Genomic DNA, 13,876 nt, shown 5'->3' on the forward strand with positions numbered 1-13,876 from the left:
GGCTGGTCTGTGTCTGGACCGCAAGTGGCCTGGGATGAGCTATCGAGGGGGTGTCGCCATGTGGCCGAGCAATGACATTCTGCTGCAGATCGGCGGCATCGTTTGGAGCACACTGGTCACCGCCGAGCTGGTCATCCGCTATTTCATGATCGGCATCGTCCCGGGCAACCGTCGCCCCACGACCGCGATGGCGTGGCTGCTGGCGATCTTCTTCATCCCGGTGGTTGGACTTGTGGCCTACTGGCTTTTTGCCAACCCGCGGCTGTCCCGCCGCCGGCTGGAAAAGCAGAAGCGCGCCCACGATGAAATCATGCGCGGCACAGCCCATATGCGCCTGCCCGACGAGTTCCATTCGAAGGAGGAATGGGTCGAATCGGCAGTCATTCTCAACCGCAACCTGGGCGCCATGCCGTTGGAAGGTGGGAACACCATTGAGGTGATTTCCGACTACCGCGGTTCGATGCAGGCCATGGTCAAGGAAATCGACAAGGCCAAGCGCTATGTGCACATCCAGTTCTACATCATGGGCGACGATCCGGATTATGTCGATCCGGTGCTGGATTCCTTGGAAGCCGCGGTCAAGCGCGGCGTCAATGTCCGCTTGCTCTTCGACCATCTAGGCACCCTGCGCGTTAGCGGCTATCGGGATTTCAAAAAGAGGTTGAAGCGTTCCGGAATCAACTGGCGTCCAATGCTGCCCATCGATCTTGTCGGACGCCGTTGGCGCAGGCCGGACCTCCGCAACCACCGCAAGATTCTGGTGGTGGACGGTGCCGTTGCGTTTACCGGCAGCCAGAACCTGATCGAGCCAGGCTACAAGCGCAAGGCCGCCCACAAGGTGGGACGCGAGTGGGTGGAGATGATGCTGCGCGTTGAAGGCCCGCTGGTGCGCAGTTTGGACGTCACTTTCGCCACCGACTGGTGGCAGGAGGATGACAACCAGGAAGTGCTCCTGGACATTACCGAGGCACGGCACCCGCTGCCCCAGGATGAGCGGCCGGGTACGACAATGGCCCAGGTGCTGCCCAGCGGTCCCGGGTTCGGCGTGGAAAATAATCTGCGCCTGTTCAATACGCTGATCTATTCGGCCTCTGAACGGCTGATGATCACCAGCCCCTATTTCGTACCGGACGACTCGCTGCTCTACGCGATTACCACCGCTGCGCAGCGCGGCGTTGAGGTAGATCTTTTTGTCTGCGAAGAGGGCGACCAGTTTTTGGTCCATCACGCACAGCAGTCCTACTATCAGGCCCTGCTGGACGCAGGCGTGCGGATCTACTGCTATCCGGCGCCCATGGTGCTGCATACCAAGTGCTTCACCGTGGACAACGAGGTTGCTGTGGTTGGTTCATCCAACATGGACATGCGTTCCTTTAGCCTGAACATGGAAATTTCAGTGATGCTTCTGGGGCAGGACATGGTCGATGCGGTGAACAAGGTGCAGAACGACTACCGCGCTATTTCCAGTGAAATCACCTCGGCGCAGTGGCGCCGCCGCCCTCGCATGCAGCGGTGGATTGACAATGTTGCGCGTCTGACCGCCACTCTTCAGTAGCCGACTTGATCGATCACAAAAATCTTCTGGGCTTAATTTCCATAAGATAGAACAATCTACTGTTGAAAATTCAACTAGCTTCAGCATAGATTCCCATGTCAGATTAATGCTTCGAAGCAAACTTTCTCATTTTCCTTGTCGGCAATAAGTAGTTGTGATCTACTAAAAAGAGGGCGTTTAAGCTCCAATTCGAGCCCAATCATCACTTCGTCTTTCAGATCCGGGGAAAAGTAGGCATTATGAGCGAGCCTTCAAATAATTTAGGTCGTAAGAAGCGTTTGCCGTTTGCGGTGGTGGCAGTGGGCGCGCTGGTATTTGGCGGAGCCACCTCTGCTGCAGTCATAGCACCGGCCATCGCAGCGACTTCAAGCCCTGCGGCGTCCGAAACCCCAGCTAAGGTTTACCCGATCACCGACGAAGTTCCTGTTGTCGTGCCGTATGGTCAGCAGAATTTCTCTGTCAACGCGGAGGACACGGCAAATACTCCTGGTTCGGTGATTTTCGATGTCCCGGAAGAGACAGTCGCAAAGTACAAGCTCAAGGATGGGGACGTTCTTGGCGTAGCGTTCAGCAACAGGTACAACGCTGGCACAACTGCTGAAGCTACATATGCGAAAGGGCAGATTTCACTTGTCCTTCCGGAAGGAATGACTTACGCCAACTTCCTCACCGACAATCAATGGATGTTCTCTTTCTGGATCCTTGATGATCCAAGCGATCCGCAGAATTCCACCGGTACAGATATTGGAACCTTTATCAATTTCGGTGAGGATGCTGCGCGTTTGAAGGCAAACGCAACGAGCGGGGAAATCGGTGCGGACATGATCGAATCCGGATTCACCAACATGAAAATTACTCTGCCTGACGGCTACCACCCGATCGACAAAATCGTACTTGAGTACTATTCGGAAGAGTACGCTGACGAAAATCCAGTAGGGTCGCCATTTGTGGAACTTCAGATCACAGATTATTCGATCTCCGGAAACACATTGACCTTGAAGCATCCTGCTTTCCCGGAGCTGACTGTAGGCGACAATTATCTGATTCATCTTTTCGACTACAGTGATGATGCGGAACCAGTCCTCAAGGACCGGGGTTCGATTTTCTTTGGCGTGTATGACGCGGAGAAGCCGACGCAGACTCCAACCGCATCGCCAACAGCGACCGAAACCGCTTCGCCAACGGCGACTGCGACTGAGACGGCTTCTCCGACAGCGACCGAGACGGCTTCTCCAACGGCGACTGCGACTGAAACGGCATCTCCGACTGCGACTGAGACTGCTTCTCCGACAGCGACCGAATCCGCGTCGCCTACCGCGTCAGAAACTGAGTCCGCGACACCGACAGCGACCGAGACTGAGTCGGCCTCGCCAACGGCAACGGAGTCGGCTTCTCCACCCGAGACCGAATCGGCATCACCGACGTCCAGCACCGATGAATCAGAAGATCCCAGCGTCGAACCGTCTGAATCGGATTCGCAGCTGCCTACCGAATCCTCGGATGTAGAACCGTCGGCAGATGAATCGCAGACGCCTACCCAGCCTCATAGCTCAGCGACCACGCAGCAGAGCCAGAAACCTGAGGACAAATTGGCTGATACCGGAGCAAGCAACGCCTTGATGCTCGCAGGCCTGGTCGGAGTTGCCTTCATCGCAGGTGGCATCTTACTTCGTTTGCGCCGCGGAAAGCACAGCTAACCTGACCTTGAGTATCAGCAGGTCAATGATCAGCTGGTGAGGATGAATTGCTCCTCGAAATCCGACTTGATAGTTCAGTGTGGATTTCGGGGAGCTTTTCGTGTTCCGCCACATGTAGCTTGGTTCGATTACTCCTGAGGGCTAGCCTCGAAATCCTGAGAAGGCAACACTCTTTCGATGGCATGGACGTACTGGCAAGTAAGTGGATGATCCATGGATCTTTGTTCAGAGGCGGCGACTTGGTGCAAAGAAGAATCCAGAGAGGCCGTAACAATGTTTGCTTCGTGAGCCATGCCACATACTGTGGTGGCAATGACACCGTTTCCCCATAGAACGGTGTCTGACTAGACATTTCCGAGCCGTGTACCCCAATTCAAGGAGCACATTTTGTCCCTTCAGACTCGAAAATCATCACTGACCCAGCGCAGCCTGGCACTTGCAGCTACCGCAGCCCTGGCGCTGTCAGCTCCGCTGGCAGTTGCAGCTCCAGCCGCGGCGGATGCAAACTCGCCATCCACGAATGGCCAGACCAATATTTCCAGTATCCTCAGCTACGACGATGTAGTGAAGGAACTGAAAAAGCTGGAGAAGACGTCCCGCTTCGGGGTTGATGCCTTCACGCTGGAAGAAGCCGGCACCAAGGTCAACAAGTCCGAACAAGGACGCGATCTGTATGTTGCAACCGTAGGCGATGGGCCGGAGGACGTCTGGCTTCAGGGCCGCATCCATGGCAACGAACCCTATGGCTCGGATTCGCTGCTCACCCTGCTCAAGGACCTTGGCACGAACGGTTCACCCGAGTACCAGCTGCTGCGCGAGAAGTTCACCTTCCACATCATCCCGATGTACAACCCGGACGGTTCCGAGGCGAACATCCGCCACACCATTCTGCGCGACCCGGTCACCGGGGAGCCTGAACTCGGCGCCAACAACAAGGAACAGCGCGTCGACCTGAACCGCGACTGGACCGAAACCGGATTCGTGGCCAACGAATCGCTGGCCTACTACGAGTACTGGACCATGGTCGACCCCGACTTCGGCGTCGACGTCCACCACCAGGGACTCAAGAAGCAGTGGGGCACCGACAACGATGTGACCCTGTCTCTGGGCATCTCGCTGGCCCCGGGCGGCCCGACCCTGCCGGGCATCAAGAACGGCGAGTACGACGTGCTGACCCGCCAGATGCAGGTCCACGTCTACGATCAGCTCTCGAAGTACGGCAACATCAACATCGACCGCTACCAGGTGGGCAATGGCCAGGAGATCGACATTAAGGGCGGCGTCGTCTCTGCAATGATGCTGGGCCTGAACTACCAGGGCATGAACCCCGAGGGGCACAGCAACCCGGTGGTCTTCTTCGAGACCAGCGGCAACACCAGTGAAGGCAGCCTGGGGCAGAAGTCCCGCGGCGCACTGGTCCGCCAGAACGTTCTGGCCCTGAAGGAGCTGCTGCTCGGCATGGCCGACGGTTCGGTGCAGAAGGTCGATGCCGACCGCTGGGAAGAGATTCCCCACCAGCCGGTGACCGGATACCAGACCGACTACGCAGGCATCATCCAGAAGTAGCCGCAGAAACAACAACTGCTAGGTGTGCTCCCGCTCCGGGAGCGCACCTAGCAGTCTGTGTTTTGCGGGCTATTTAGCGTTGACCCCGGTGTGGACGGGGAAGCTGGAGCCGATCGCGCTGAGCACACCCACCGACTTGGTGATGACTTCGTCCCATTCATCCTGTGGGTTGGAATCTGCGGTGATCGCGCCGCCCAGCCCCAGGCTCAGCGCCCAGCTGCCATCCACTAGCCGGTCGCAGACCAGGGTGCGGATCACCACGGAAAAGTCAGCGGAGCCGTCGACGCCGAGGTAGCCCACAGCGCCGGAGTACAGCCCGCGGGCGCGCGAGTCTTCAAGCTCGTCGAGGATGTTCATGGTGGACAGCTTTGGAGCCCCGGTCATTGAACCGGGAGGGAAGGCTTCGTGCAGCGCCTGGGCGGAGAGCGCCCTGTCGCGCAGCTGCGCATCGATGGTGGAGACCATCTGGTGCACCGTCGCGTAGCTTTCAATGGCGCACAGCCTGGTCACCCGCACCGAACCCGGATGCGCATGGTGCGAGAGGTCGTTGCGCAGCAAATCCACGATCATGATGTTCTCCGCGCGGTCCTTGGCGCTGGTCGCCAAGTCGTCCTTCAACGCCTGGTCTGCGGAGGCAGTGGCGCCGCGCGGACGGGTGCCCTTGATTGGCTCGGCCCGCAGCAGCCCGGAGGCGGACAGGCTCACGAAGCGTTCGGGGGAGATGCTTGCAACTTCCGTGGACCCCAGCTTGAGATAGTGGGCAAAGGGCGCGGGGCTTGCCACGCGCATGAGGCAATAGGCCTGGAACGGGTCGAAGGTCTGGGTGCGGGCCTCAAGCACTGTGGTCAGGCAGACCTCATAGGTGTTGCCTTCGTAGATTTCGTGCTGCGCCCTGGCGATCTTGCGCTTATAGCCTTCCTCGGTATCTGTGCAGGTGAAGACCGGCGGCACCAGCTGCGCTGCTTGGCGCCGTCCAGTCAGCGGCGCACGCAACGCCTGGCCGACCCAGTGGGCATACTCAGCCTGTGCGTGCACGCTCAGGTTTCCGGCCCGGTGGTCGATGACCAGCACCACGTTCGGCGCGAAGAAGAGCGCATCATCGCGCTGCACTCCGGGCTCGAGCACCGCGCGAATGTCCCCGGCGCCGACTTCCCGCTTGAGCTCGTAGCCCAGATATCCCACCCAGGCCGGCAGCGGATGCGCAGACGGCTCGCTCTGGGCCGCAGGCCAGATATGGCCCAGGGCGCTGAAAAAGCTTGAGCCCATGCGCAGTGTGCTGTCCCGGATCTGCAGGCAGGTTTCGGCGTTGCCGGTGCGCAGCAGTGGATAGTGTTCCCCCAAGGCCAGGGCAATTACGGTGTACTGGTTGCGGTCCAGGGGGTCGACGAGCTGATGGCTGGTGGATTCCAGCAGGGCTGCATGTTCCAGGCCCTGGGCCAGCTGCTCGAACAGCGCGGCCGCATCTGCAGGAGCCGGGTAGACTCCCGAAGGAACCAGCTGAGGCGCCGCCTGATGGCCAGAGCCGAGCAGCTCGCGCAGCTTCTGCGGCAGATAGGGGGCAAAGTCGATGAGCTGTTCCAATGCGGAGGTTCCAGCCGCGGTAGACAGCACCAGATCCGCATGCTGGTCCGGCGCATCGCTGCCCAGATAGGACTCTTCCTGGGCCGCCCAGCGCTGCCAGTGCGGGGCGTAGGTTTCCCCGTCCCTGGCCAGCGCGCGTTGTTTGCGCAGCTCTTCGGGGGCTTCGAGCCAGATGCTGAAATCCAGCCAGGCCGAGGCAGCGCTGTTTGCAGCACCGACGCCTTCGACGATCACCACCTGGGCGGGGGTGAAGCTGATGCTTGAATCGATCCGGTGCTCATCCCAGTTCCAGGTCGGAAGCACCACGGTATCGCCCCCAGCAAGCTGCGGCAGCAGCTGGCTGTAGCGCTGGCAGGCATCAAGCAGCCCGTCCCAGCCATGATAGGCATCTTCCAGGTGAAGTACCGCAACGCTGGCATTGTCCGCCAGGTTTTGGGCCAGCGCCGAGGCGAAATTGCTCTTGCCCGAGCCGGAGCGTCCGTCAAGAGCGATGATGAAGGGTCTAGCGGTTTCCACGAGAGGCTATATTACTCCGCACATAGTCAACTAGTGCAGGCAGGGATGCCGCGACCAGCTTCCAGGTTTCCCGAAAGTCGCCCGCATCGCCGTACCAGGGGTCGTAGACGCCCTGGTTTTCATGGGGTTCACTGGCCGCCACTTGGTCGAAAGACCTGAACATGCGCAGCATGGGGCGCTCGCTGGGGTCGATGTCAGCCAACACCGGAACCAGGTCCTCAAAATGGTCGGTGTCCATGGCCAGCACCAGATCCATGTCGGCCAGCTCGTCGGCGGTCAGCTGCGTGGCAACGTGCGCCGAAGCATCCAGCCCATGGGCGCGCAGCGTACTTGCGGCACGCGGGTCGATGCCGTTGCCGACCTCGCCGTCGGTGACAGCCCTGGAACGCACTTCAACGGCAGTGACTTCGGCGTCGGCCAATGCATTTTTCAGCATGTACTCCGCCATGGGGGAACGGCAGATATTCCCCGTGCATACGATCATTATCCGGAACATGCATCAGTCTAAACACAGATCACCGTGCAGATCGAGAGGCACGCGCCAGATTATCTGCAACGAATCGGCAACTATCTGGATCGGCTCAGAAAACCGCGGGTGATCAGTGGATTAGCAGGAGCATGCCGGCTACCAAGATGAACAGCACGCCGAAAACGATGTTGAGGATCTTTGCCCCGCGGGTTGTGGCGGTGAAGCGCTGGAAGCTGCGCGCGGTGCCGGCGAAGAAAAAGAACATGACCAGCACATCAACCACCACGACGGTGCCGATGTAGATCAGGTATTGGAGAAGCAGCGGCTGGTCGGTGCGGATGAACTGCGGAGTGAAGGCAAGGAAAAAGACGATCGCCTTCGGGTTGAGCAGGTTGACGAGAATTCCCTGGCGCATCATGGCCCACGGGGTCATGATCTTTCCGGTGCTCTTGCCGTCGGAGGCGACATTTGGCTTGGACAGGATCATTCTGATGCCCAGGTACACCAGATAGGCGGCGCCAGCATAGCGGATGATTGCAAAGAGCAGCGGGGAGCTTGCCACGAGGATTCCCACGCCGGCGGCAACGATGATTACATGGATCAGCAGCGCAATCTGCTGGCCGATCACGCCCCAAATCGACGTGCGCCACCCTTGGCGCATCGAATTGCTCATGGTGTTGATTGCCCCGGCGCCCGGGGTGAAGCTGATGACGACGCATGCGCCCAGAAGGGAGAGCCAGAGTGAAAGTTCCACCCACCTAGGCTAGTAGCTGCAAGGGGTCTTTCGACAATTGAGCAGCCTCGTTACGCGCAGCCCCATTTCGCAGGGTTTATGGCCGGTCGCCTTGGCCTCGGGCGGTATCGACCGCTGCGACTGCCTCGTGCAAAAATTCATTGATCTGGCCGATGAGCTGGTCGTCATAGGCTTCTATCACGCGCGAGAGGCTTTGGCTCAGCGGCAGGAACATTCTGCGCCCTTCAATGAAGGCCTTTTCGGTGAGATTGATGATTGTTCCCCGGCGATCCTCCGGCCGGCGTTGGCGCTGGATGTAGCCAAGGCGCTCCAACCTGTCCAGCATTGCCGTGGTGGCTGGCGCGCTGAGCTGCAGCAGGGCACTGAGCTGCGACGGGGAGAGCTTGCGGCCGCTGCGTTCGTTTTTCATCAGTGCGCTCAGTGCGCTGAGGTCGCGGCGGTGCATCCCATTCTCAGAAGCGGTGGATTCAACATATCGATCGGATGCCTGCGTGAAGTCCTGCAGAAGTTGGACCAAAGTGTAGCGAGCGCTCGACGTCATTTGATCATCCTAATACTCACAGGATATTTCCATAATGGAATTACCTTGACGCCATTTTCTGTAGTGTTTCGCCTCAGACGCCGAAAAATCGGATTGGCTGATCTACAAGGCACAAGGGGAATGGGGATTTTCTGATGGCAAGACATCGTGTGGGTACAGGACTGCGAATTCTCATCTACGCGATATTGATCCTGGGCTGGCTGGGGGCAGCTGCGATCGGCGGACCAACCTTTGGGAAGTTGTCCACGGTGCAGACCAATGACCAAACGGCCTTCCTTCCAACCAGCGCGGAAGCGACCCAGGCGCTGGAATGGCAGCAGAAATTCCGCACGAGCGATGCGATACCTGCGGTAGTCGTCATTGCCGACCCCGGCCCGCTGGATCCTGAAGCTGCGGCCCAGCTTGCCAGGGATCTGAAGGGTTTTGAGTATCTGGACGGGGCAGTGACCGGGCCATTCATGTCCGAGGACGGCCATGCGGCTGAACTGATCGTCCCGCTGAAGGGCGATGCCAAAGCAGATGTCAGCGTCGAGGCGCTGCGCGGCGAGCTCGCCAGCAGCCTTGCACCGGGCATCGACGTCTATGTCACCGGCCCTGCTGGGTTCAGCGCAGACCTGGTCGAGGCATTCTCCGGCATCGATGGAGTCCTGCTGTCTGTGGCACTGGGCGCCGTGCTGGTGATTTTGCTGATTGTCTACCGCTCGGCGCTGCTGCCGATCGCAGTGCTCAGCACATCCATGGTGGCTCTGTGCGCGGCAGTGCTGGTGGTGTTCCTGCTCGCCAAAAACGACGTGATCCGCTTGGACGGGCAAGCCCAGGGCATCTTGTCGATTCTGGTGATTGGCGCAGCCACCGACTACTCGCTGCTCTTCGTCGCGCGGCATAAGGAGGCCTTGACCTCGGGCCAGAACCGCTTCTCTGCCGTGGGCACAGCGTGGAAACGTTCGCTGGAGCCGATCATCGCCTCGGGAGGAACCGTGGCGGTGGGCCTGCTGTGCCTGCTGTTCTCCGACCTGAATTCGAACAAGGCGCTGGGTCCGATCGCCGCGACGGGCATCGTCTTTTCCGTCATCGCCGCCCTGAGCTTTCTCCCGGCGGTTCTGGGGCTGCTGGGAAGGGCGGCATATTGGCCGTTTATGCCCAGGCACCGGCAGCAGCACCAGCACGAAGTTCCACACCGCGGGCTCTGGTTCCGCATCGCGGCATGGGTGGCAAAACATCCACGCCCCATCTGGGTGGTCACCGCCATCGTGCTTGCCGCGGCCGCTGCCGGAACCCTGCAGCTCAAAGCCAGCGGCGTGCCTCAAAGCGCACTGGTGATCGGCGCATCGGAAGCCCGCAGCGGGCAGGAAGTCCTAGGCCGGCATTTCCCGGGAGGCAGCGGCTCGCCTGCCACCGTGATCACCGCGCAGGCTGATGCAGATCAGATGCTGGAAGCGCTCGCCGGCCTCGACGGAGTGGCCTCGGCCTATGCCCAGGCAGAAGACGGCGGGCCGGCGATTGAACAGCGCGGCATCGAGCCCTATGTCGTCGACGGCAAGGTGCTGCTGTCGGTGACGCTGGAAGACGCCGCCGATTCTGACCAGGCCGCCTCCACCGTGGCGGATCTGCGCAGCGCAGCCCACCAGATCGATCCTGGGTCGCTGGTCGGCGGGACGACCGCTACCCAAATGGACAAGAATGCCACCGCCACGTCGGATCTGTGGAAGATTATTCCGCTGATCCTGGTGTCCATTTCGTTGATCTTGATGCTGCTGCTGCGATCGATCCTCGCGCCGCTGCTGCTCATTGCCTCGACAGTTCTTTCCTATGGCGCCGCCATGGGTGTCAGCGCGCTGGTCTTCAATCATGTCTTTGATTATGTGGGCGCTGATCCGGCGGTTCCGCTGTTCGGGTTCGTTTTCCTCGTGGCCTTGGGCGTGGACTACAACATCTTCTTGATGACCCGGGTCCGAGAAGAATCGCTGGTGCACGGGACGCGCGAAGGCATGCGGCGGGGGCTGAGCGTGACAGGCGGGGTGATTACCTCGGCAGGCATCGTTTTGGCGGCGACCTTCGCCGCCCTGGGAGTCATCCCGATCATGTTCCTTGGGCAGCTGGGATTCATCGTCGCCTTCGGCGTCCTGCTCGATACCTTCGTGGTGCGCAGCCTGCTGGTGCCGGCGCTGGTAGAAGACATCGGCCCGATGGTTTGGTGGCCGTCGAAGCTGATGCACGAGCACAGGCACCGGGCTGCGCGACGTGGCGCAGATCTCCTGTGATCCGTGGCGTCAACCGCCCTTTGCCCAACTGCTGGCGGGGGATCCACGGTAGAGTGGATACTCGTGCATGTTTGCGCAAGGCCGATGGATTGAGCTTCGGAAGCCTTGGCATGCACTCGTCGACAGAGTTTGATTTCCCTGTGCGATTACCCCGGACTAGCGGCGTTTTCACCATGCGCCAGCGGACTTCCTCCTGGATCGGCGAAAACCAGCGTCTTGAATGAGACGTGCGAATTCAGAGAGAAAGTTTGAGCATGACCTCTACTTTTAGCGCCCTTGGCGTGCCCGAAAACCTGGTGCAGGTACTGTCTGCCAAAGGCATCGACAGCCCCTTCCCGATCCAGGAAGCAACCCTTCCGTCGACTTTGACCGGCGGCGACGTTCTGGGCCGCGGCCAGACCGGCTCCGGCAAGACCTTGGCCTTCTCGATGCCGCTGGTGGCCCGATTGGCAGCCCGCCCGCAGCGCCGCAAGGCCCGTTTCCCGCGTGCCCTGATCATGGCTCCGACTCGCGAGCTTGCCACCCAGATCGCTAAGACCGTTGATCCGCTGGCCGCGGTGAACAACCTGCGCACCACCGTGATCTACGGCGGCGTGGCACAGAGCCGCCAGGAAAAGGCGATGAACGAGGGCGTCGACATTGTCATTGCCTGCCCAGGCCGCCTGGATGACCTGATCTCCCAGAAGATCGTCGACTTGTCCCAGCTGGAAATCTCTGTGCTGGACGAGGCCGACCACATGGCTGATATGGGCTTCCTGCCGGTCGTGCGCCGCATCATGGACCGCATGCCCACCGGCATCCAGCACATGCTCTTCTCCGCCACCTTGGACAACGGCGTGGACAAGGTGGTCAAGCGCTATCTGAACAACCCGACCATCCACTCGGTGGATGCGCCGAAGGCCGCGGTGAACACCATGGAGCACCATGTCTTCGTGATCCCGAATGACGACAAGAAGGAACTGGTCCGCGTGCTGGCCCAGGGCACTTCGCGCCGCATCATGTTCATGCGCACCAAGCACCACGCCAAGAAGATGGCGGTGCTGCTCTCGAAGGCCGGCGTTCCCGCGGTGGACCTTCACGGCAACCTGTCGCAGAATGCCCGCGACCGCAACCTTGCGGCCTTCTCTTCGGGTGAGGCGAAGGTTCTGGTGGCCACCGACGTGGCTGCCCGCGGCGTCCACGTGGACGGCGTCGAATTGGTAGTGCACATCGATCCGCCGGCAGAGCACAAGGCCTACCTGCACCGTTCGGGCCGCACCGCGCGTGCAGGTTCCAGCGGCGTGGTCGTGACCATCTGCACCCCGGACCAGCAGGGCGACGTCGCCTCGCTGCTCAAGCAGGCTGGCATCAAGGTTCCTTTCGAGAAGGTCGGCGTTGATTCGCAGGCCGTGATGGATGTTGTGGGCGAAGTTGCCGAGCCGGTGGCCTACGTTGCCCCGGTGAAGCAGCAGCAGCGCAACCCTGCAAAGAAGCGCCCGAGCGGCGAAGGCCAGGGTTCAGGTTCTTCGCGCGGCGGCCGCGGCGGCCGTGGCTCGCGCGGCGGGCAGCAGAGCACCGAGTCCAACAGCCGCCAGGGCTCCCGTGGCCGCTCGGAGCGCAGCCAGTCCGAGTCCGGACAGCGCGCTTCGCGCCCGGCCCGCGGTGGCGCCACCGAGCGTCCGGCCCGCGGTTCACGTTCGGGAAGTTCGGAACGTCCTGCACGCCAGGGTTCGCGGAACTCCGGAGCAGCCGCACCAGCAGCAGGCGGCCGCAGCCGCGGCCCACGCCGTGCCACCAGCCCGGCAACACGCTCGCGCTAAAATTAAGTCCCAGCAGATCCCTCGTCTCACCATGTGGTGCAGGCGGGGGATCTCAGCTTTAAGGCGCACGGCGCAGGCTCCTGGCTGGCGGTGCGCCCCCCATGGTCCGAAAGTTTAGTCCTGCCGGTTGAGTCGCAAATGACTAGGTGCTTTATAGGCTAGTGGTCATTGAGGGCCAACTTTTTCGCAGAACGTGGAGCACCAGATCATGATTGAATCCCTGCAAGCATTCGCCGCTTCCTTCCCCGAGCCGCTGCAGTGGCTGGCAGTGGCGCTGGTTTCGGCGATTCCACTGGTTGAGTCCTATTTCGGTGCAGTGATCGGGGTGGTCCTGGGGCTGCCGGTTGCGGTGGGCATTGCTGTGGCAGTGCTCGGCAACGTGGTCTCGATGCTGCTCTTCGTCAATAGCGCGCATGCTGTTCGAAGCAAGGTGCGCGCAGGGAAAGAAGAACCTGAGCAGCGCAAACATGAAAAGCTGCATAGGGCATTCGACAAGTTCGGCATCGCCGGCGTCAGCCTGATCGGGCAGACCATGCTTCCCTCTCAGATCACCTCGGCCGCGCTGGTGTCCTTTGGAGCCAACAAGCAGAAGGTTATTTTCTGGCAGATTATTTCGATCATTCTCTGGGGAACAATCTTCGGCTTGCTGGCATCAGCCGGCATCCCTTTGCTGACGCGCTAGGGCAGAAAAGCGGCGAGGGACCAGTTCAATGAACCGGTCCCTCGCCGCTTTTCCGCTCGATGCTAGCCCTTCTTGCGGCCGAAGATCAGGTAGCTCAGCGGTCCAAAGGTATTGATGAAGTTGATGCCGGCCCATACTGCCTTGCGTCCCCGGACCTGGTCCGAGCTGCGCTTGAGCAGGTCAACCTGTGCGGTCAGGAACAGCGTGATCTGCGCGGTGGCAGCGGTGATGATGCCGACCTTGGCCAAAAGTGGGAGCTCGGAAAACTTCTTCTTCTTAGCGCGGGCCATAATTCTTCCTTTGTGCTGTGGGGCTTACAGGTGACGGCGAAGCCAGCTTGCCGGCAATTTCCTTCTTAGTGTCATTCTGCCACCTGCGCAGTGGATCTGGACAAAAAGCCGCCGAGGATCACTCATAGGCCGCCGCCAGTTTGGAGTTCGACCGCAGAAAACGTC

11 protein-coding genes and 1 pseudogene are annotated in these 13,876 nt (G+C 60.4%); 6 read left to right on the forward strand and 6 right to left on the reverse strand.

Features of this window, described 5'->3' with window-relative positions; all coding sequences use genetic code 11:
• Positions 1 to 34: 34 nt before the first annotated feature.
• The 3 genes from cls (at position 35) to AUR04nite_RS03920 (ending at position 4,818) form a co-directional block, all read left to right on the forward strand.
• Positions 35 to 1,555 carry a cardiolipin synthase gene (cls, locus tag AUR04nite_RS03905; RefSeq protein ID WP_246055355.1) on the forward strand — a complete coding sequence of 507 codons (1,521 nt, stop codon included), beginning with the start codon at positions 35 to 37 and terminating at the stop codon, positions 1,553 to 1,555.
• Positions 1,556 to 1,794: 239 nt separating this feature from the next.
• Positions 1,795 to 3,252, forward strand: a complete 1,458-nt coding sequence (locus AUR04nite_RS17850; protein WP_170184080.1) for a hypothetical protein — start codon at positions 1,795 to 1,797, stop codon at positions 3,250 to 3,252.
• 387 nt (positions 3,253 to 3,639) lie between these two features.
• A complete protein-coding gene (locus AUR04nite_RS03920) occupies positions 3,640 to 4,818 on the forward strand; it encodes a M14 family zinc carboxypeptidase (protein WP_170184081.1) in 1,179 nt (392 codons plus the stop codon).
• A gap of 69 nt (positions 4,819 to 4,887) precedes the next feature.
• On the opposite strand, the gene AUR04nite_RS18510 is transcribed toward AUR04nite_RS03920, so the two are convergent.
• From AUR04nite_RS18510 to AUR04nite_RS03940, 5 genes and pseudogenes are all read right to left on the reverse strand, one after another.
• Entirely contained in the window at positions 4,888 to 5,892 is a 1,005-nt protein-coding gene (locus AUR04nite_RS18510) for an anthranilate synthase component I family protein (RefSeq protein ID WP_407646653.1), read from the reverse strand.
• Positions 5,869 to 6,915 (reverse strand): annotated as a pseudogene (locus tag AUR04nite_RS18515) (aminodeoxychorismate synthase component I); the annotation flags it as partial. The pseudogene AUR04nite_RS18515 and the gene AUR04nite_RS18510, both read right to left, overlap by 24 nt.
• Positions 6,902 to 7,411 (reverse strand): low molecular weight protein-tyrosine-phosphatase, encoded by a 510-nt coding sequence (locus tag AUR04nite_RS03930; protein WP_141362160.1) that lies wholly within the window; start codon positions 7,409 to 7,411, stop codon positions 6,902 to 6,904. The pseudogene AUR04nite_RS18515 and the gene AUR04nite_RS03930, both read right to left, overlap by 14 nt.
• 103 nt (positions 7,412 to 7,514) lie before the next feature.
• Entirely contained in the window at positions 7,515 to 8,138 is a 624-nt protein-coding gene (locus tag AUR04nite_RS03935) for a LysE family translocator (RefSeq protein WP_141362163.1), read from the reverse strand.
• Positions 8,139 to 8,214: 76 nt separating this feature from the next.
• Positions 8,215 to 8,679, reverse strand: a complete 465-nt coding sequence (locus AUR04nite_RS03940; RefSeq protein ID WP_141362165.1) for a MarR family winged helix-turn-helix transcriptional regulator — start codon at positions 8,677 to 8,679, stop codon at positions 8,215 to 8,217.
• Positions 8,680 to 8,813: 134 nt separating this feature from the next.
• Here AUR04nite_RS03940 and AUR04nite_RS03945 point away from each other — a divergent pair, with 134 nt between their 5' ends.
• The 3 genes from AUR04nite_RS03945 (at position 8,814) to AUR04nite_RS03955 (ending at position 13,421) form a co-directional block, all read left to right on the forward strand.
• Positions 8,814 to 10,940, forward strand: a complete 2,127-nt coding sequence (locus AUR04nite_RS03945; RefSeq protein ID WP_141362167.1) for an MMPL family transporter — start codon at positions 8,814 to 8,816, stop codon at positions 10,938 to 10,940.
• A gap of 254 nt (positions 10,941 to 11,194) precedes the next feature.
• Entirely contained in the window at positions 11,195 to 12,739 is a 1,545-nt protein-coding gene (locus tag AUR04nite_RS03950; protein ID WP_141362169.1) for a DEAD/DEAH box helicase, read from the forward strand.
• A 208-nt stretch (positions 12,740 to 12,947) separates the two neighbouring features.
• Positions 12,948 to 13,421, forward strand: coding sequence for a small multi-drug export protein (locus AUR04nite_RS03955; RefSeq protein WP_141362171.1), 474 nt, complete (start codon positions 12,948 to 12,950; stop codon positions 13,419 to 13,421).
• A gap of 62 nt (positions 13,422 to 13,483) precedes the next feature.
• Here AUR04nite_RS03955 and AUR04nite_RS03960 read toward each other — a convergent pair whose 3' ends face one another.
• The gene (locus tag AUR04nite_RS03960) at positions 13,484 to 13,711 is read right to left on the reverse strand and encodes a PLDc N-terminal domain-containing protein (protein ID WP_141362173.1); all 228 of its coding nucleotides are present in this window, start codon (positions 13,709 to 13,711) and stop codon (positions 13,484 to 13,486) included.
• Between the last annotated feature and the right edge of the window lie 165 nt (positions 13,712 to 13,876).

Source organism: Glutamicibacter uratoxydans, assembly GCF_006539925.1.
GTDB classification, from domain to species: Bacteria; Actinomycetota; Actinomycetes; order Actinomycetales; family Micrococcaceae; genus Glutamicibacter; species Glutamicibacter uratoxydans.